General features: G+C 67.8%; 16 protein-coding genes. 14 read left to right on the top strand and 2 right to left on the bottom strand.

Going from position 1 to position 18,003, the window contains the following annotated elements; all coding sequences use genetic code 11:
* Positions 1 to 6: 6 nt before the first annotated feature.
* A complete protein-coding gene (locus tag FQV39_RS02425; RefSeq protein ID WP_149128856.1) occupies positions 7 to 1,038 on the top strand; it encodes an AMP-binding protein in 1,032 nt (343 codons plus the stop codon).
* A 45-nt stretch (positions 1,039 to 1,083) separates the two neighbouring features.
* Positions 1,084 to 1,380: a hypothetical protein gene (locus tag FQV39_RS02420; protein ID WP_149128855.1), complete on the top strand. Its 297-nt coding sequence runs from the start codon at positions 1,084 to 1,086 to the stop codon at positions 1,378 to 1,380.
* Here the strand turns inward: FQV39_RS02420 and FQV39_RS02415 are convergent.
* The gene (locus FQV39_RS02415) at positions 1,355 to 2,026 is read right to left on the bottom strand and encodes a ceramidase domain-containing protein (RefSeq protein ID WP_149128854.1); all 672 of its coding nucleotides are present in this window, start codon (positions 2,024 to 2,026) and stop codon (positions 1,355 to 1,357) included. The two genes, FQV39_RS02420 and FQV39_RS02415, sit on opposite strands and share 26 nt — an antisense overlap.
* A gap of 129 nt (positions 2,027 to 2,155) precedes the next feature.
* On the opposite strand from FQV39_RS02415, the gene FQV39_RS02410 reads away from it, so the two are divergent.
* The 9 genes from FQV39_RS02410 to lexA all read left to right on the top strand — a co-directional run bounded on the left by FQV39_RS02410 (position 2,156) and on the right by lexA (position 10,805).
* The gene (locus FQV39_RS02410) at positions 2,156 to 2,437 is read left to right on the top strand and encodes a YARHG domain-containing protein (protein WP_149128853.1); all 282 of its coding nucleotides are present in this window, start codon (positions 2,156 to 2,158) and stop codon (positions 2,435 to 2,437) included.
* 126 nt (positions 2,438 to 2,563) lie between these two features.
* Positions 2,564 to 4,075 carry a helicase HerA domain-containing protein gene (locus tag FQV39_RS02405; protein ID WP_149128852.1) on the top strand — a complete coding sequence of 504 codons (1,512 nt, stop codon included), beginning with the start codon at positions 2,564 to 2,566 and terminating at the stop codon, positions 4,073 to 4,075.
* Between the two features lie 270 nt (positions 4,076 to 4,345).
* Complete coding sequence (locus tag FQV39_RS02400) at positions 4,346 to 5,380, top strand: aldo/keto reductase (RefSeq protein WP_149128851.1); 1,035 nt, start codon at positions 4,346 to 4,348, stop codon at positions 5,378 to 5,380.
* 241 nt (positions 5,381 to 5,621) lie between these two features.
* Positions 5,622 to 6,239: an anthranilate synthase component II gene (locus FQV39_RS02395; RefSeq protein ID WP_149128850.1), complete on the top strand. Its 618-nt coding sequence runs from the start codon at positions 5,622 to 5,624 to the stop codon at positions 6,237 to 6,239.
* Positions 6,240 to 6,255: 16 nt separating this feature from the next.
* Positions 6,256 to 7,269 (top strand): anthranilate phosphoribosyltransferase, encoded by a 1,014-nt coding sequence (trpD, locus tag FQV39_RS02390; protein ID WP_149128849.1) that lies wholly within the window; start codon positions 6,256 to 6,258, stop codon positions 7,267 to 7,269.
* Between the two features lie 7 nt (positions 7,270 to 7,276).
* Entirely contained in the window at positions 7,277 to 8,089 is an 813-nt protein-coding gene (trpC, locus tag FQV39_RS02385; protein ID WP_149128848.1) for an indole-3-glycerol phosphate synthase TrpC, read from the top strand.
* A complete protein-coding gene (moaC, locus tag FQV39_RS02380; RefSeq protein WP_149128847.1) occupies positions 8,086 to 8,586 on the top strand; it encodes a cyclic pyranopterin monophosphate synthase MoaC in 501 nt (166 codons plus the stop codon). Before trpC ends, moaC begins: the two co-directional genes overlap by 4 nt.
* Positions 8,587 to 8,629: 43 nt before the next feature.
* Positions 8,630 to 9,841 (top strand): molybdopterin molybdotransferase MoeA, encoded by a 1,212-nt coding sequence (locus FQV39_RS02375; RefSeq protein WP_149128846.1) that lies wholly within the window; start codon positions 8,630 to 8,632, stop codon positions 9,839 to 9,841.
* Positions 9,842 to 10,094: 253 nt separating this feature from the next.
* Positions 10,095 to 10,805 (top strand): transcriptional repressor LexA, encoded by a 711-nt coding sequence (lexA, locus tag FQV39_RS02370; RefSeq protein WP_149128845.1) that lies wholly within the window; start codon positions 10,095 to 10,097, stop codon positions 10,803 to 10,805.
* Between the two features lie 158 nt (positions 10,806 to 10,963).
* Here lexA and FQV39_RS02365 read toward each other — a convergent pair whose 3' ends face one another.
* A complete protein-coding gene (locus FQV39_RS02365) occupies positions 10,964 to 13,219 on the bottom strand; it encodes a ComEC/Rec2 family competence protein (protein WP_248313211.1) in 2,256 nt (751 codons plus the stop codon).
* Between the two features lie 155 nt (positions 13,220 to 13,374).
* Here FQV39_RS02365 and gltX point away from each other — a divergent pair, with 155 nt between their 5' ends.
* The 3 genes from gltX (at position 13,375) to FQV39_RS02350 (ending at position 17,862) form a co-directional block, all read left to right on the top strand.
* The gene (gltX, locus tag FQV39_RS02360; RefSeq protein WP_149128844.1) at positions 13,375 to 14,796 is read left to right on the top strand and encodes a glutamate--tRNA ligase; all 1,422 of its coding nucleotides are present in this window, start codon (positions 13,375 to 13,377) and stop codon (positions 14,794 to 14,796) included.
* 648 nt (positions 14,797 to 15,444) lie between these two features.
* Complete coding sequence (gltA, locus tag FQV39_RS02355) at positions 15,445 to 16,734, top strand: citrate synthase (protein ID WP_149128843.1); 1,290 nt, start codon at positions 15,445 to 15,447, stop codon at positions 16,732 to 16,734.
* A gap of 138 nt (positions 16,735 to 16,872) precedes the next feature.
* Positions 16,873 to 17,862: a Bug family tripartite tricarboxylate transporter substrate binding protein gene (locus tag FQV39_RS02350; RefSeq protein ID WP_149128842.1), complete on the top strand. Its 990-nt coding sequence runs from the start codon at positions 16,873 to 16,875 to the stop codon at positions 17,860 to 17,862.
* Positions 17,863 to 18,003 lie beyond the last annotated feature (141 nt).

Raw genomic sequence — 18,003 nt, 5'->3', positions numbered from 1 at the left:
CTGTCGATGCGAGCAGAACAGGACGAGGCTTCCGCCCTGCTCGATGGGCTCGATCTCGACACGCTGCTCAAGGCCCTGACGCGCGGGCGCGGTTATGAGGCAGCGCTCCGCGATCCGCCGGGGCGGCGCGGCTGGAGCGATGTCGGCCCGGCCTCGATCAATTTCCTGCAGCTCGATCAACGCATCGACCAGCTCGCACGGCTTCTGACCGTCAACAAGGGGCAGCCGGGCGCAAGCGTGGCGATCCTGGCGCCTCTGGGACCCGAGGCGGTCGTTTCCGTGCTCGCCTGCCTGCGGGCCGGGCTCTCCCCGCTGATGCTGCCGCTGCACGGCAACGAACTTGAGCTCCTGCGTCTCATCGAGGCTGCGGGCGCGATCATGGCGCTCGGCGTCAGTCGCGTCGGGCCGCTACGCCCCCTGCTGACGCTCCGCAACCTCGCGATGCGCGCCTTCAGCACCCGCTTCGTCGGCGGCTTCGGTCCAGACGTGCCCGATGGCGTCGCTCCGCTCGACGCCCTGCTGGCCAATGCGAGCCTGCATCCCCTGCCCGGCCCGGTCGAGCGGCCCTGGCTGCAGGTCGCCGATGCCATCTCGCTCGAAGGCCCGCAAAGGATCTCTGAGCGGGAAATTCTCGGCAAGGCGCTCGACATCTCGCGAGCGCTGAAGCCGATGACCTCCTCGCGGATCGTCAGCACCCTGGTCGGCGGCGATCTCGCGGCGCTCGCCAGCGGACCGGGCATGGCGATGCTCACCGGCGTTGAATTGCTGCCGCTCGGCCTGTTCCACCTCGGCGATCTGCAGGCCTGCATCGAAGGCGGCCGCAGTGTCCATCTCGTGTTGCCCGGCAATATGGAGCCGGCGCTGGCCCATTCGCGCCTGGCGGGCCACCCGGCGCTCGCCAGCCTTGTCTTCGTGCAGCGGACCGGCAGCGAGCTTCCCTATCCGGCAATTGATCGCCCCGATCTCGCCATCGTCGACATCGCGGTGCATAGTGCTTCGGATATCACCGTCACCCGGCGCCAGACAGCCACGGGCTGAACCGCGCAAGGACGATGATGGGGCGCATTCTGCGGAGTGTTCACCATGCTTTCCGTCGGTCTTGTCCTGCTTTCCCTCTCCGCGAGCCCGACTATTCCCGTGGCCGACACGGTGCCGCGCTTCGACATCAACGCCTCCTGTGGCAGCGCCGATAAGTCGGCCACGGGTATCGGCCGCCCCACCAGTGCCTGCCGCGACGACGAGGAAAAGGCACGTACCGCGCTGGAAGCGCGCTGGTCGGAATACCCGGCCCGTGCCCGGACGACCTGCACCGAGGGCGCGGGCCTTGGCGGGCCGCCGAGCTATGTCCAGCTCATCACCTGCCTGGAACTGGCGAAGTAGACTTGCTGCCGGAGAGCAGCGCAGCGCGCAGCAATGTGTAGAGCACCAGGGCGTTTAGCAGGTGCCAGAGCCAGTGCGTGCCAAGCGGCAAGGCCCCGCAAAGCGGCCCGTCGATGCTGCGCATCGTCAACGAGGCGGCGAAAACCGCGCCGGCCAGCGCCAGTAGCTTCCGCGGCCGATTGAGCTCCGGATCCCGCGGCATGGCCAACGCAATGCCGACAAGCCCCAGCAGGAAGGCCGCATAGCCGGCGGAGCCCGCCACCATCGCCGGCAGGATTGCACGCCCCGCCCAGGAGAGAGCGAGCGCGAGGCCGAAGAAGGCAAGCGTTCCGATCGCCGTGACCAATCCGGACGCCCCGAGGTACCGGCTGAGCGCAAATGCGAAATAGCCGAAGGCGAAGAGCTGGATCGGCACGACATCGGCCAGCACCGTCCAGCGATTCGGCATGGTGTGGAACAGGAAGGAGCCGACCCCGATCGCGAAGACCAGCAGGATGAACGTGAGCGCGATACGGTCGCGCCCTTCCTGCCGGCGCCATAGCCAGAAAGCCATCAGCGCCGCCACAAGGAAGGCGGCGTTCGTCACCGCATTGATGGGCTCGGCCCAGAAGCTCGCATCCAGTCTTTCGCAATAGCCGAACCGCATCGCGCCACCCGCCCTTTGACCGCTCCTACCGAAGCCCGCTGTTGCGACGGCATCATGTCGCATGCCGACTGTTGCCTTGCGGCAGCCGCTTCCGCAAAGCTCGCATCCTCAGTGCCGGAGACCGCCAGCATGCGCAGCCTTTGCCTTTCGTTGTCCGCGTTCCTTCTGCTCGCAACCGGAGCAACAGCCCCGGCCCTCGCCACCCCCGAGACCTGCGCGAGCCTCTGGACCGCCCGCAACGAGATCTACAAGGCGCAGGGTTACTGCTTCCGCACGCAGCGCGCGATCGCGGCCTTCGGCAATGCAGGCTGCCAATACGACAACATCGAGGACGTGCCATTATCGGCAAATGACCGCCGCGTGATTGCCGACATCGTTCGGCAGGAACGGGCGCTACGCTGCCCGCGCTAGCCTCGCGTTCTCGGCGGCGATTGCCTGTGGAAGGCAGGGCTGCCCTGCGTCCAGCGGGAGCGAGGCCATGCTAGAAGCCCCGGTCGCGCGCCTGCGCCCGACCACTCAAGGCGATTCACGACCGGTATGACGACAGCGATCGAGATGGGAACGACAAGGACCGGCGAGCCCGGTCTGATCGATCTCGCCGAATTGCTGGCGACGCGGCTGCTCGTGCAAGGTAATTCCGGCTCGGGCAAATCGCATCTGCTGCGGCGCCTGCTGGAGCAGAGCGCACCGCTCGTCCAGCAGGCCATCATCGATCCGGAGGGCGATTTCGTCTCGCTTGCCGACCAGTTCGGCCATGTCGTGGTCGATGCCGAATGCGGGGAGGCCGAGTTGCAGCGCGTCGCGCTGCGCGTGCGCCAGCATCGCGTCTCGGTGGTACTGAACCTCGAAAATCTCGAGGCGGACGAGCAGCTGCGCGCCACCGCGGCCTTCCTCGGCGGGCTCTTCGACGTCGACCGCTCGCTCTGGTTCCCGATGCTGATCGTCGTCGACGAAGCCCAGCTCTTCGCGCCCGTGATGGCGGGCGAGGCCTCCGACGAGGCGCGCCGGCTCTCGCTCGGCGCCATGACCAACCTGATGTGCCGCGGCCGCAAGCGCGGTCTCGCCGGCGTCATCGCGACCCAGCGCCTCGCCAAGCTCGCCAAGAACGTCGCGGCGGAAGCCTCCAACTTCCTGATGGGTCGCACCTTCCTCGATATCGACATGCAACGCGCGGCAGACCTGCTCGGCATGGACCGCCGCCAGGCCGAGATGTTCCGCGACCTCGAACGCGGCCAGTTCGTGGCGCTCGGCCCCGCCCTGTCGAAGCGGCCGCTGCCGCTCAGGATCGGCGCGGTCTCCTCGGTCGATCGCGGCGGCGCGCCGGGCCTGATGCCCCTGCCCGAGCAGGCGCCGGAAGAGGCCGGCAAGCTGATCTTCACGCCCGGCGAGGACGAGCCGCCGCCGATGGCACGGCCGGTGCGGCCGGCGCCGCGCCCGCGACCCGACCCGAACGAGGTGTTGCGCCGAATCGAGACCTACCGTCCTGCTCCGCAGCCGGAGCCCGAGCCGGAGATCGAGCTGGAGCCGGAAGAGCGCGAGGCGATCATGGTCGAGATCCTGCGCGAGCTGATGGCCGATCCCGAGGCGCGCTCGCGCCAGGTCGCGGTGCTCTACCAGGATTTCACCGTGCGCTGCCGGATGCGCCGGCTGGGCCGCACGAATCTGAGCCTCGAGGAGTTCCGCCGCAGGCTCGCCGTGGCGCGGGCCGGCGTCAGCGACAGCGTCGCGACCAGCGAGGGCTGGCAGGCGGCGGTGGCGGCCTCCGGCACGCTGCCGGAAGACCTGCAGGGGCTTTTCCTCTACATCGCCCGCACTGCCATCGAAGGCAGGCCCTGTCCCAGCGATGCCGAGCTCGCCGAGGTCTATGGCAGCCATTCGCCCAGCCGGGCGCGCCGCCTGCTCGGCTATATCGAAGAGCGCGGCCTGATCGTCTGCCATGTCGATTTCCGTGGGCTCAGGACACTCGCCCTGCCCGCGCTGGGCGTCGAGACCGCGCCTGGCCAAGCGCAGCCGCGCACGGCCGGGATGCCGCGCAGCGCTCGCGGCTGACCCTTCCGGATCTTCCACGGAACCACGCCGTCATCCCGGGCTTGACCCGGGATCCATGCCGGAGCGTTTCCGGTTGAGGTTCAGGCATGGATCCCGGCTCTCCGCTTCGCTGCGGCCGGGATGACCCGCGCTTTCTTTCGAACCGCACACGGTTCGGAATTCGGCGCCGTACCAACTCGATGACTTCAACTCACGAATGCTGTTCCCGCCGGCAGACTAATCACGCCGGCTTCGCGCCGCCATGTTCCGGTCATCACAGGAGATCGGATCATGGAATATCGGCGTTTGGGCCATTCGGGACTGAAGGTTCCCGCCCTGAGTTTCGGCGCAGGCACCTTCGGCGGAACGGGGCCGCTCTTCGGCGCCTGGGGCACCACCGATGCTGAGGAAGCGCGCCGCCTCGTCGATATCTGCCTCGAAGCGGGGCTCAACCTCTTCGACACCGCCGATGTCTACTCGAACGGCGCCTCCGAGCAGGTGCTCGGCGAGGCGATCAAGGGACGGCGCGACAAGGTGCTGATCTCGACCAAGACGACGCTGCCGATGGGAGACGGCCCGAACGATGCCGGCTCCTCGCGCAGCCGGCTGATCAAAGCGACCGAGGATGCGCTGCGCCGGCTCGGGACCGACTATATCGACCTGCTCCAGCTGCATGCCTTCGATGCCGGCACGCCGGTCGAGGAGGTTCTCTCGACGCTCGACGCGCTCGTCCGCGCCGGAAAGCTGCGCCATGTCGGCGTCTCCAACTTCTCCGGCTGGCAGTTGATGAAGTCGCTTGCCGCTGCCGAGCGCCATGGCTGGCCGCGCTATGTCGCGCATCAGGTCTACTACTCGCTCGTCGGGCGCGACTACGAATGGGAGCTGATGCCGCTCGGCCTCGATCAGGGCGTCGGCGCGCTGGTCTGGAGCCCGCTCGGCTGGGGCCGCCTCACCGGCAAGATCCGGCGCGGCCAGCCGCTTCCGGCCGGCAGCCGCCTGCATGAAACCGCCGAATTCGGCCCGCCTGTCGAGGACGAACAGCTCTACGCCATCGTCGACGTGCTCGACGCCATCGCACAGGAGACCGGCAAGAGTGTGCCGCAGGTCGCGATCAACTGGCTGCTGCAGCGCCCGACGGTCTCCTCGGTCATCATCGGCGCCCGCAACGAGCAGCAGCTGCGCGACAATCTCGGCGCCGTCGGCTGGAACCTGACGGCCGAGCAGGTCGCGCAACTCGATGCCGCCAGCGTCCGCACGGCGCCCTACCCGTACTTCCCCTATCGACGGCAGGAGGGTTTCGCCCGCCTCAACCCGCCGGCGGTCTGATCCGTACGTGCTGTGACGGGAGGCGTTGGCGCGACCCCTCACCCCAACCCTCTCCCGCAAGGGGAGAGGGGGCCGGTCGGCGCCTTCCTTCTCCCCTTGCGGGAGAAGGTGGCTCGGCGAAGCCGAGACGGATGAGGGGTCGCACTGCCTTAGCCGTCAGCGCTGCAAACAGCTCCGCGCAAAACTTGACCACCCCGCCCTCGAACGTGCATGACCTGTGGCCATATTCACAGGTCCGGCCATGCGCGTTCTGTTGATCGACAACTACGACAGCTTCACCTGGAACCTGGTCCACCTGATCGGTGGCCTGGGGGCCGAGGTCGATGTCTGGCGCAACGACGCGCTGTCGGTCGAAGAAGCGCTGGGCGGCGAGCATGATGCGATCGTGCTCTCGCCCGGCCCCTGCACGCCGAACGAAGCCGGCATCTGTCTCGACGTGGTCCGGCAAGGCGCCGGCCGCAAGCCGATCTTCGGCGTCTGCCTCGGCCTGCAGGCGATGGGGCAGGCCTTCGGCGGCGAAGTTGTCCGCGCGCCCGTGCCGATGCACGGCAAGGTCTCGCCGATCCGGCACAGGGCGCGCGGCCTGTTCCGCGGCATCAACGGGCCGCTGCAGGCGACGCGCTATCACTCGCTCGTCGTCGACCGCGAATCCTGCCCGACCGTCTTCGACATCGAGGCCGAGACCGATGACGGCCTGATCATGGCGCTTTCGCATCGGGAGCTGCAGGTCCACGGCGTCCAGTTCCATCCGGAGAGCATCGCCTCCGAGCATGGCGCGACGATCCTGCGGAATTTCCTCGATCTCGCCCAGCGCTGGCGCAGCGAGCACGAAGCCGCCGCCCTGACCCCATCAGCCTGAATTCCGCAGAGTTTCCATGGACGACTTCAAACCCTTCATCGCCAAGGTCGCGACCGGAGCGACGCTCTCGCGCGAGGAGGCGCGGGACGCCTTCGACACGATCCTCTCCGGCGAGGTCACCAACGCGCAATCCGCCGCCTTCCTGATGGCGCTGCGCGTGCGCGGCGAGACAATCGACGAGATCGCCGGCGCCGTCGGCGCGATGCGCGGCAAGATGCTGCCCGTGAAGGCCCCGGCCGAGGCGATCGACATCGTCGGCACCGGCGGCGATTCCTCCGGCTCCTACAATGTCTCGACGCTGGCCTCGATCATCACGGCCGCCTGCGGCGTGCCCGTCGCCAAGCACGGCAACCGCGCCGCCTCCTCGCGCTCCGGCGCGGCCGACGTGCTGACCGCGCTCGGCGTCAAGGTCGGCCTCGATTCGGCGGGCACGGAACGCTGCATCGCTGAGGCCGGCGTCGGCTTCATGTTCGCGCCGACGCATCACGCCTCGATGCGCCATGTCGCGCCGGTGCGCACCGAGCTCGGCACACGCACGATCTTCAACCTGCTCGGTCCGCTGTCGAATCCGGCCGGCGTCAAGCGCCAGCTCATCGGCGCCTTTTCCGAGACTTGGCTGGAGCCGATGGTCAAGGTGCTGGCCTCGCTCGGCTCGACCCGCGTCTGGGCCGTGCACGGCTCCGACGGGCTCGACGAGATCACCACGACCGGGCCGACCCGCGTCGTCTCGCTGGAGAACGGCAAGGTCGAGAGCTTCACGATTAGCCCCGGCGATGTCGGCCTCGAGCCGGCCAAGCCGGAGGAGCTGCGCGGCGGCACGCCCGAGCAGAACGCGGCCGCGCTGAATGCCGTGCTCGCCGGCGAGAGGACCGGCTTCCGCGACATCGCCGCCTTCAATGCCGCGGCAGCGCTGCTGGTCGCCGGCAAGGCCGCGAGCCTGAAGGACGGCTTCGCCCAGGCGACGGCCGCCCTCGATTCCGGCAAGGCGAAGGCGACGCTCGACGCCCTCATCAAAGCCTCGAACGCGTGAGGACGGCATGACCGACATCCTCGCCAAAATCGAAGCCTACAAGCGCCAGGAGATCGCGGCCGCCAAGGCCGTCATCCCGCCGGCCGAGATCGAGCGTCGCGCCCGTGCTGCCGGCAAGCCACGCGGCTTCGCCGATGCCCTCGCCGCCAAGCTCGCGGAGGGCAAGCCGGCCCTGATCGCCGAGATCAAGAAGGCGAGCCCATCCAAGGGGCTGATCCGCGCCGATTTCGATCCGCCCTCGCTCGCCCGCGCCTATGCCGCCGGCGGCGCAGCCTGCCTCTCCGTGCTGACCGATGCGCCCTCCTTCCAGGGCCGACCGGAATTCCTGACTGAGGCGCGCGAGGCTTCCGGCCTGCCGGCGCTGCGCAAGGATTTCCTCTACGAGCCTTATCAGGTCTACGAGGCGCGCAGCTGGGGCGCCGACTGCATCCTGATCATCATGGCCGGCGTCGACGACGACACCGCCAGGGCGTTGAACGAGACCGCGCACGCGCTCGGCATGGACGTGCTCGTCGAGGTGCATGACGATGCCGAGCTCGACCGGGCGCTCAAGCTCGAAAGCCGGCTGCTCGGCATCAACAACCGCGACCTGCGCAGCTTCCATGTCGACCTCGCGGTGACCGAACGGCTCGCGCCGCGCGTCCCGTCGGACCGCATCGTCATCGGCGAGAGCGGCATCTTCGCCCATGCCGACATCGCCCGCCTCAACAAGGCCGGCGTCAACAGCTTCCTCGTCGGCGAGAGCCTGATGCGGCAGGCAGACGTTGCGGCCGCAACGCGGACCCTGCTGACAGGCACCGCGCAAGAGAACGCGGCGTGAGCCGGCTCAGCCATCTCGACGCCCAAGGCCAGGCGCATATGGTCGATGTCGGCGACAAGGCCGAGACGACCCGCGTCGCCATCGCCGAAGGCCAGGTCGTGATGGCGCCGGAGACGGTCAGGATCGTGCGCGACGGCAACGCCAAGAAGGGCGACGTGCTCGGCACGGCGCGCCTCGCCGGCATCATGGCCGCCAAGCGCACGCACGAGCTGATCCCGCTCTGCCACCCGCTGCTGCTCAGCAAGATCGGGGTCGATCTGGAGATCGACGAGGCCTTGCCGGGCGTGCGCGTGCGTGCCGAGGTCAAGATGAAGGGCCAGACCGGCGTCGAGATGGAAGCGCTCACCGCTGTCTCCGTCGCCTGCCTCACCGTCTACGACATGGTCAAGGCGGTCGATCGGGCGATGCGGATCGAGAACATCCGGCTGCTGCACAAATCCGGCGGCCAGTCCGGCGATTATGAGGCGAAGGCTCCGCAACGAGGAAGTCGAGCATGATGTCATCCGAAAACCGGTTTCCACTTTTCGGCACCGTGCTCTGATGGCGCTCACCCCGGTCCCCGTCGCGCGCAAGGCGCTGCTCGACAGCATTCCGGGGCCGACCGGGGCCGAAAGCCTGCCGCTCGCGCAATGCGCCTGGCGGGTGCTCGCGGGTGACCTGAAGGCTCTTCGGACCCAGCCGCCCTTCGCCAATTCCGCCATGGACGGCTATGCCGTGCGCGGTGATGACATGGCCGAAGGCGTCTCGCTCGCCGTGATCGGCGAATCCGCTGCCGGCCGGGCCTTCGAGGGGATTGTCGGCCCCGGTGAAGCCGTACGGATCTTCACCGGCGCGCCGATGCCGGAAGGTGCCGACACCATCCTGATCCAGGAGGATGCCGATGGCGTCGGTAGTCCGACGATCCGCGTGCGCGTGCCGCCGGCCCAGGGGAAGTTCCTGCGGGCAGCCGGGCTGGATTTCCACGAAGGCGACGCCCTGTTGCCGGCCGGGCGCGTGCTCGACAGCGCGGCCCTCGGCCTCGCCGCCGCGATGGGCCATCCCTCGCTGCCGGTTCGGCGCAAGCCGCGCGTCGCGATCCTTGCCACCGGCGACGAGCTGGTGGCGCCGGGGGAGCCGGTGGGGCGGGACCAGATCGTCGCCTCGAACTCCTTCTCGCTTGCCGCGCTGGTCGAGAAGGCCGGCGGCGCCGTTCTCGATCTCGGCATCGCCCGCGACGATCATGCCGACCTCGCCGCCAGGATCGGCCAGGCGCGGGCCGCCGATGCCGATGTCCTCATCACGCTCGGAGGTGCCTCGGTCGGCGCCCATGACCTTGTACAAGAGGCGCTGACGCGGGCCGGGATGTCGCTCGGCTTCTGGAAGATCGCGATGCGGCCGGGCAAACCGATGATGACCGGCCGGCTCGGTCGGATGGTCGTGGTCGGCCTGCCCGGCAACCCGGTCTCCTCGATCGTCTGCGGCCATCTCTTCGTCCTGCCGCTGATCGAGGCGCTGCTCGGCATGGCCGAGGCCGACCGCGACCGCAGCATCCCAGCCCGTCTCGGCCGCGACATGCCAGGAAATGACGAGCGCGAGGACTATCTGCGCTCCACTTTGGAGCTGACCCCGGATGGCTGGATGGCGACGCCCTTCGACCGGCAGGATTCCTCGATGCTCGGCACGTTGGCGCGGGCGCAGGCGCTGACAATCCGGCCAGCCCATGCCGCGCCGGCAAAAAAAGGCGACGGCTGCCGCATCCTGCCGCTGCGGTAGCCTGGACCGTCTTTTCCGCAAGCGCACCGTCATTCCGGGCTTGTCCCGGAATCCATCATAGAGCGCCAGGCTTTTACGATGGATTCCGGAACGGCGCTGCTAACGCGGGTTGTCCGGAATGTCCGAAGTGTTTTCTTATCGGTGAAATGCCCGCGCATTCCGCGACGGCATCGCTGCTTGCGGAACACAAGTGGAACGCGTATGGTGTTCCTGCTTTGTTTCGAATCCAGCCTTCGAGGGGCCCGCGGGGATCATGCTGACACGCAAGCAACACGAACTCCTGCGCTTCATCCAGGAACGCTTGCGCGAGAGCGGTGTGCCACCCTCCTTCGACGAGATGAAGGATGCGCTCGATCTGCGCTCCAAATCCGGCATTCACCGGCTGATCATGGCGCTGGAGGAGCGCGGCTTCATCCGCCGCCTGCCCAACCGGGCGCGTGCGCTCGAGATCATCAAGATGCCTGACGGGCTCGGTGCCCCGCAGCAGCGGCCAAGGTTCAATCCCGCGGTCGTCCAGGGCGGCCTCGGCGCGCAGCCCAGTCTCGCCAAGCCCCGCCCTGCCGCCGATGAGGACAGCCGCTCCTCCATCGCGATCCCGGTGATGGGCCGCATCGCCGCCGGCACGCCGATCTCGGCGATCCAGAACCGCAGCCACACCGTCTCGCTACCGCCCGACATGCTCGGCTCCGGCGAGCATTACGCGCTGGAAGTGCGTGGAGACTCGATGGTCGAAGCCGGCATCCTCGACGGCGACACTGTCATCATCCGCAAGCAGGACTCGGCCAATACCGGCGACATCGTCGTGGCGCTGATTGACGATGAGGAAGCGACGCTGAAGCGGCTGCGCAAGCGCGGCTCCTCGATCGCGCTCGAAGCCGCCAACCCCGCCTATGAGACGCGCGTGCTCGGGCCTGACCGGGTCAAGATCCAGGGCCGCCTCGTCAATCTGATGCGGCGCTATTAGACCGCCGTAAGATCGGAGGAATCGTCATTGCGAGGAGGCGCAGCCGACGAAGCAATCCAGGAGGACTGGGCTGAACGTCTCACCCAGTCCTCCTGGATTGCTTCGTCGCTTTGCTCCTCGCAATGACGGCCCGCGATGTGCCTCGCCTGAAGAGCGCCTTATAAGGAATCCGGGTCGCTGTTCGCGAAGCCGGCTTGCAACGCCGGCGTCGATGGCGGTGACGGCTGTGCGGGAGGCGATGCTTTAGGGCGGCTCCAGGGGCGCTCTGCCGAGGCCCGTTCGGAGATGTGGCTGCTCCAGCCGGCACCGGCTCGATAGAGCGACGTCGCGCCATCGCGCGAGAGCGCCATCCGGTCGACCAGCCGGGCCTTGCAGGTCCCGTTCCAGGGAATCGCCGTGACGACGAGATCGGCGCGACGGCAATCCTCGATGATCGCCAGCCGCTCGCGCGCGTAGGAAACCGTGCGCCCGTCGGCGATTTTCGCGACGCAGCCGAGCGCATCACAGGCGATGCCGGCGCGCAGGGTCGGATCGTCCGGCGAACGTCTGTCGCCATCGGCTGCAAGCCATTGCTGCAGCACGAAACGGCTAGGCTTGCCCGCAATCGCGAGGCGGCCATCTGAGCCCCGCACCGCCAGTCCCGAACCGTCGCGTTCGACGAAAATTTCCGGCCGTTCCGGCTTGCCGGCGATGGCGACGCCGAGCATGAGAGGAAACGCCGCCAGCCAGCGCCAGGCTGTGGTCCAGAGCGTCAGCCACAGCAGCGCCAGCACGAAGCAGACCAGCACCACCGGGCCGAAGGCCGCGATCATCACGGTGGAATGGTCGATGGTCGCGACCCAATGCGCCACCTTGAGCACGACATCGGAAGCCAGCCCCATCAGCGCCCATGCCGGCCAGTCCAGCCCGAAGGGATAGGCCAGCACGCCAAAGACGGCCGCCGGCATGACGAAGAGCGAGACGAAGGGCAGAGCCATCGCATTGCCGAGCAGGCCGAAGGGGTTGAAAGTCTGGAAGTGATAGGCACCGAAGGGCGCTGTCGCAGCCGTCGCCAGCAAGGTGGTGACGAGGATGCCGAGCGCCGCCGTCCAGACCGGCCCCAACGGCCACGGCAGCACCGGAGGCGGCTGAGCACGTTTGCGGCCCTCCCAGCGTTCGGCGAAGGCGATCAATGCTGCAACCGCTCCGAAGGACATCTGGAAGCTCGGCCCGAGCAGCGCATCCGGCTCGCGCAGCAGCACGATCATCGCGGCAAGCGCGAGATTGCGCATGCTCAGCGCGGCACGATCGACGAGGATCGCGCCGAGCATCACCAGCGTCATGATCAGCGAGCGCTCCGTCGCGACATCGCTGCCCGAGAAGATGCAGTAGGCGGTCGCGCCGATCATCGCCGCGACCGCCGCGATCTTCTTGATCGGCCAGCGCAGCGCGGCTGTCTGGGAGAGCGCCAGCAGGGCGCGCGCCAGCCAGAAGATCGTCCCGGCAGCGAGCACCATATGCAGGCCGGAGATCGAAACGATGTGGTAGATGCCGGCGGCGCGCAGGTCGTTGTTCGTCGCCTCGGTGATCAGCCCCCGCTTTCCCGTGACGAGGGCGGCGGCGACCGCCCCACCCTGCCCGCCCCCCACCTCGGCGATACGCTGGGTCAAGGCATTGCGGGCCTGGTCGATGGCGACATCGACGGCAAGGCGCGTCGGTATCGGATAAGGCGGCGGCGCCAGGGCGATCTTGCCCGCGATGCTGCCGACAGCGCCGATGCCCCGAAAGAAGGCATCGCGACCGAAATCATAGCCGCCCGCCCGTGCCGGCCCCGGCGGGGGCAGCAGCCGCGCCGTCGCGACGACATGATCTCCCGGCGCCACGGAACCGGCACGGGTATTGACGCGCACGCGCCTCGGACGCTCGGCTGCCGGAATCCCGGCGAAATCCGTTACCAGCAGCACGATGCGGGCGCCGTTGTCGCGTGCCTCCACGCTCTCGACGAAGCCCGTCAGCTTGCCGATTCGCGGTCGCTCCAGCATCGGCGCCGCGATATCCGCGGTACGCCAGACACCGGCCGCGAAGCCGGCGAAGGCAGCGGCCGCCGCCAGGCTGGCCATCGCGGCCAAACGGCGAGTCCGCAGGATATAGGCGAACACCACGCTCATGCCGAAACCGGCGAGCGGCGCCCACAAAGCCGGCTCACGGTCGGCCGCGAAATAAAGCAGGATGCCGGCCCCCATCGCCACGGGCAGCCACAGGAACGGGCGGCGGCGCTCGGCTTCCAGCTCAAGTGCACGGCCGAAGCGCGCCTGCCAGTCGCGCAGCCAGGCGTCGAGACGCGCAGGGGCCAGCCATGACGGCCGCAGACGCAAGGGCAAGGCTTCGGCTCGCGCGCCGCGCGGCTTGTCCTGCCCCGGCGGCCCCGGCTGCATTCTCCGCCCCTCCCCCGCTGGCGCTGCGATTTGAACGCTTAACCTTTCCGGCCAAGCCATGTTACAGGGCGCGCGCCGGTTGTCATGTCACGACCGGCGCCATTTCCCTGTCTTGCCCCGGACGGTTGCTGCCGCCCGGCCGGAGTCGCCTCCCCATGAGCAACGCCGTCGTCACGCGCTTTGCGCCCTCGCCCACCGGATTCCTGCATATCGGCGGAGCCCGCACGGCGCTGTTCAACTGGCTCTATGCCCGCCGGCAAGGCGGCAAGATGCTGCTGCGCATCGAAGACACCGACCGCGAGCGCTCGACCGAAGCCGCCATCGCCGCGATCCTCGATGGGCTGGAATGGCTCGGCCTCGATTGGGACGGCCAGACCGTCTATCAGTTCCAGCGCGCGGCGCGCCACCGCGAGGTGGCCGAGCAGATGCTCGCCGCCGGCAAGGCCTATTACTGCTACGCCACCCCGGCCGAGCTCGAGGAGATGCGCGAGAAGGCGCGCGCCGAGGGCAAGCCGCTGCGCTATGACGGGCGCTGGCGCGACCGCGACCCGGCGACCGCGCCAACCGACGTGAAGCCCGTCATCCGCCTCAAGGCGCCGCAGACCGGCGAGACCGTGGTGAACGATGAGGTGCAGGGCCGCGTCGTCTGGCAGAACGAGAATCTCGACGACCTCGTGCTGCTGCGCTCGGATGGCACGCCGACCTATATGCTCGCCGTCGTGGTCGACGACCACGATATGGGCGTGACCCATGTCATCCGCGGCGACGACCATCTCACCAACGCCGCCCGCCAGACCCAGATCTACAGCGCGCTCGGCTGGGACGTGCCGAGCCTATCGCATATCCCGCTGATCCATGGACCGGACGGCGCCAAGCTCTCGAAGCGCCACGGCGCGCTCGGTATCGATGCCTATCGCTCGATGGGCTATCTGCCGGCGGCACTGCGCAACTATCTGGTGCGGCTGGGCTGGAGCCATGGCGACCAGGAGGTCTTCTCGACCCAGGAGATGATCGACGCCTTCAACCTGTCCTCGATCGGCCGCTCGCCGGCGCGCTTCGACTACGCCAAGCTGGAGAACCTCAACGGGCTCTACATGCGCCAGTCGAGCGAGCGAGAGCTCCTCGACGCGCTCAAGGTGATCCTGCCGGAGATCGGCCCGGCGCGCGGTCTCGGCGCGACGCTGTCGCCGGAGCTCGAAGCGAAGTTCCTCGCCGCGATGCCCGGCCTCAAGGAGCGCGCCAAGACGCTGGTCGAGCTGCTCGACAGCGCCTTCTATCTCTACGCCCCGCGCCCGCTGCAGCTCGACGACAAGGCCAAGAGCCTGCTCGACGAAGCCGCGCGCCAACGCCTGCCGCAGATCGCCGAAAAACTCGCCGCCGTCGGCGACTGGGAGCCTGCGCCGCTGGAGGCGGCCGTGCGCGCCTATGTCGAGGAAAGCGGTATCAAGCTCGGCCAGGCGGCGCAGCCGCTGCGCGCCGCGCTGACCGGCCGGGCCATGTCGCCTGGGCTGTTCGACGTGATGGCCGTGCTCGGCCGCGAAGAGACGCTGGCGCGGCTCGCCGACCAGGTCGCGTGAACGGCAGCCGCGCTCCGGCGTCGCGACGGGATTTCGTCATTGGAGTTCAGCACCGGCCGGCGGCCAATCCGCGCGGTGCAGCACGCGATCGAGATGGTCGCGCGCTCTTCCCCTCCCCCTTGTGGGGAGGGGATGGGGGTGGGGGTCGCTCCGCCTGGTGACCGGTCCAAAATCTCGCTCGACCAGCGCCGCCTCACGTCACCGCGCTGCACCCCGTCGTCCGACCCCCACCCCTATCCCCTCCCCACAAGGGGGAGGGGAAGAGCCTCCCGTCATGACGCGAGCTCAGCACCAGCCGAGGGCCGATACGCAGGCAAGACCTGGGTGCTCGCAATGACGAAATCCCGTCGCGACACCAGAATGCGCCTGCTCACGCGGATATGAGCGAGACGCGGTTCCAATCGCCTTTAGGCTTGGTTGAATGCACTGGGCAAATGGTCTAGTGACGCGCAAGTGCGTTGCGCGGCCACACCGTGGCGGGGCACGAATATTGCTTGTAAATCAGTCACATGGGTCACCTTCTATCTCCGCCTTCGACATGTTCCCGTCATATCGCGGCCTTCGGATGGAGGAAGCTTGGCGCGACAGCGCCAGCTGGCAGGTGAAACAGGGGCTGAACAGCAGCGAGCCTTGAAAGGATCGGTATCGATGAGCGGAAACACCAGCCAGCTCCAGGTCGGCGACAAGACCGTCGACATGGCGATCAAGCAAGGGTCGGTCGGCCCTGCCGTCATCGACATCGGCAAGCTCTACGCCCAGACCGGCATGTTCACCTACGACCCCGGCTTCACCTCGACGGCGAGCTGCGAGTCGCAGATCACCTATATCGATGGCGACCAGGGCGTGCTGCTCTATCGCGGCTACCCGATCGAGCAGCTCGCCGAGCACGGCGACTTCCTCGAGACCTGCTATCTGCTGCTTTACGGCGAGCTGCCGACGGCCGCGCAGAAGGCCGATTTCGACTATCGCGTCACGCGCCACACTATGGTGCATGAGCAGATGGCCCGCTTCTTCCAGGGCTTCCGCCGCGACGCGCACCCGATGGCCGTCATGGTCGGCTCGATCGGCGCGATGTCGGCCTTCTATCACGACTCCACCGACATCTCGGACCCGCATCAGCGCATGATCGCCTCGATGCGCATGATCGCGAAGGTGCCGACGCTGGCGGCGATGGCGTTCAAGTACACCGTCGGCCAGCCCTTCGTGTATCCGCTGAACTCGCTGGACTACACTTCGAACTTCCTGCGCATGTGCTTCGCGGTGCCGGCCGAAGAGTACAAGGTCAACCCGGTGCTGTCGCGCGCGCTCGACCGGATCTTCATCCTGCACGCCGACCACGAGCAGAACGCCTCGACCTCGACCGTGCGTCTCGCCGGCTCCTCGGGCGCCAACCCCTTCGCCTGCATCGCGGCCGGCACGGCCTGCCTGTGGGGGCCCGCCCATGGCGGCGCCAATGAGGCGGCGCTCAAGATGCTCGAGGAGATCGGGACCGTCGACAACATCCCGAAATACATCGCCAAGGCCAAGGACAAGAACGATCCGTTCCGCCTGATGGGCTTCGGCCACCGGGTCTACAAGAACTACGACCCGCGCGCCAAGATCATGCAGAAGACCACGCATGAGGTGCTGAACGAGCTCGGCATCAAGGACGACCCGCTGCTGGACGTCGCCGTCGAGCTGGAGCGCATCGCGCTGCACGACGAGTACTTCATCGAGAAGAAGCTCTATCCGAACATCGATTTCTATTCGGGCATCACGCTGAAGGCGATGGGCTTCCCGACCTCGATGTTCACCGTGCTCTTCGCCGTCGCCCGCACCGTCGGCTGGATCGCGCAGTGGAAGGAGATGATCGAGGATCCGTCCCAGAAGATCGGCCGCCCGCGCCAGCTCTACACCGGCTCGCCGCAGCGCGACTACACGCCGATCGGCCGCCGCTGAGCGCGACGCATCGCTGACACCAGAAAGGGCGCGGTGGTCTCCACCGCGCCCTTATTGTTTCAGATGATTGATGAAAGTCGCGCGGGTGATCCGCAGGCATCTCAGAGTAAAGTTGCGTCTCCCAACGGAGACCCGTGCATGACCGAAAACCACCTTCTCGACCGCCGCAGCTTCCTGATCGGCGCCGGAGCCGCGAGCCTCGCCGGCACGCAGGCCCAGGCCCAGGCCGCCTACCCCACCCGCCCGATCACACTGGTCGTGCCCTTCGCCGCCGGCGGCTCGACCGATATCGTCGCGCGCCTCGTCGGCCAGAAGATGAGCGAGCTGCTCGGCCAGAACGTGGTGATCGAGAACCGGGCCGGGGCCGGCGGCAATATCGGCTCCACCGCCGTCGCCCGCGCCGCGCCGGACGGCTACACCCTCCTGCTCGGCACGATCTCGACGCATGCCCTCAACCCGGCGATCCTGAAGACCGTCACCTTCGATGCGGTGAAGGACTTCACCCCGATCTCCCTGCTCGCGATCGTTCCCAACGTGATGGTGGTGCATCCCGACTTCCCGGCCAAAACGGTGAAGGAGATGCTGCAGGTGCTGAAGGACAATCCGGGCAAGTACTCCTACGCCTCCTCCGGCGTCGGCACGCCGCTGCACCTCTCCGGCGAGCTGTTCAAGTCGCTCGGCGGCGTCCAGATGAACCATGTGCCCTATCGTGGCGCCGGCCCAGCGCTGAACGACGTCGTCGCCGGTGCGGTGCCGATCATGTTCGACAACCTGCCCTCCTCGGCCCAGTTCATTCGCAACGGCCAGCTCAGGGCGATCGGCGTCACCACCAAGGAACGGGTCCCCTCCTTCCCGGAGATCCCGACCATCGCCGAGGGCGGGCTTGCCGGCTACGAGACCTATACCTGGAACGCCCTGTTCGGGCCGGCGAACATGCCCCGCCCGATCGTCGAGAAGATCAACCAGGCCGCCAACCAGGCGCTCAAGGACGAGAATGTGAAGAAGAGGCTCAACGACGTCAGCGCCGACATCGTCGGTTCGACGCCGGAGCAACTCGGCGAGCACGTCAAGACCGAGCTCGCCAAATGGGCGCCGATCGCCAAGGCGTCCGGCGCGGTCGTCGAGTAAGCTGGCTCTAGGGTCAGCTCTTTTGCATCGAAACACGCCGTCATTCCGGACAAGCCGCGTCAGCGGCGCCGATCCGGAATCCATCGTAGAGCGCCACCCCTTCGATGGATTCCGGGTCAAGCCCGGAATGACGGCGTGTTT

This window comes from Bosea sp. F3-2 (genome assembly GCF_008253865.1).
Taxonomy (GTDB): Bacteria; Pseudomonadota; Alphaproteobacteria; order Rhizobiales; family Beijerinckiaceae; genus Allobosea.
The sequence above is the reverse complement of the archived record's forward strand: the minus strand, read 5'-3'. Positions and strand labels throughout refer to the sequence as shown.

Bases quoted from the DNA above. Each gene is read 5' to 3' on its own strand.
- FQV39_RS02425 (WP_149128856.1), top strand. From the start codon at position 7: ATGCGAGCAGAACAGGACGAGGCTTCCGCCCTGCTCGATGGGCTCGAT.
- FQV39_RS02420 (WP_149128855.1), top strand. From the start codon at position 1,084: ATGCTTTCCGTCGGTCTTGTCCTGCTTTCCCTCTCCGCGAGCCCGACT.
- FQV39_RS02415 (WP_149128854.1), bottom strand. From the start codon at position 2,026: ATGCGGTTCGGCTATTGCGAAAGACTGGATGCGAGCTTCTGGGCCGAG.
- FQV39_RS02410 (WP_149128853.1), top strand. From the start codon at position 2,156: ATGCGCAGCCTTTGCCTTTCGTTGTCCGCGTTCCTTCTGCTCGCAACC.
- FQV39_RS02405 (WP_149128852.1), top strand. From the start codon at position 2,564: ATGACGACAGCGATCGAGATGGGAACGACAAGGACCGGCGAGCCCGGT.
- FQV39_RS02400 (WP_149128851.1), top strand. From the start codon at position 4,346: ATGGAATATCGGCGTTTGGGCCATTCGGGACTGAAGGTTCCCGCCCTG.
- FQV39_RS02395 (WP_149128850.1), top strand. From the start codon at position 5,622: ATGCGCGTTCTGTTGATCGACAACTACGACAGCTTCACCTGGAACCTG.
- trpD (WP_149128849.1), top strand. From the start codon at position 6,256: ATGGACGACTTCAAACCCTTCATCGCCAAGGTCGCGACCGGAGCGACG.
- trpC (WP_149128848.1), top strand. From the start codon at position 7,277: ATGACCGACATCCTCGCCAAAATCGAAGCCTACAAGCGCCAGGAGATC.
- FQV39_RS02375 (WP_149128846.1), top strand. From the start codon at position 8,630: ATGGCGCTCACCCCGGTCCCCGTCGCGCGCAAGGCGCTGCTCGACAGC.
- lexA (WP_149128845.1), top strand. From the start codon at position 10,095: ATGCTGACACGCAAGCAACACGAACTCCTGCGCTTCATCCAGGAACGC.
- FQV39_RS02365 (WP_248313211.1), bottom strand. From the start codon at position 13,219: ATGCAGCCGGGGCCGCCGGGGCAGGACAAGCCGCGCGGCGCGCGAGCC.
- gltX (WP_149128844.1), top strand. From the start codon at position 13,375: ATGAGCAACGCCGTCGTCACGCGCTTTGCGCCCTCGCCCACCGGATTC.
- gltA (WP_149128843.1), top strand. From the start codon at position 15,445: ATGAGCGGAAACACCAGCCAGCTCCAGGTCGGCGACAAGACCGTCGAC.
- FQV39_RS02350 (WP_149128842.1), top strand. From the start codon at position 16,873: ATGACCGAAAACCACCTTCTCGACCGCCGCAGCTTCCTGATCGGCGCC.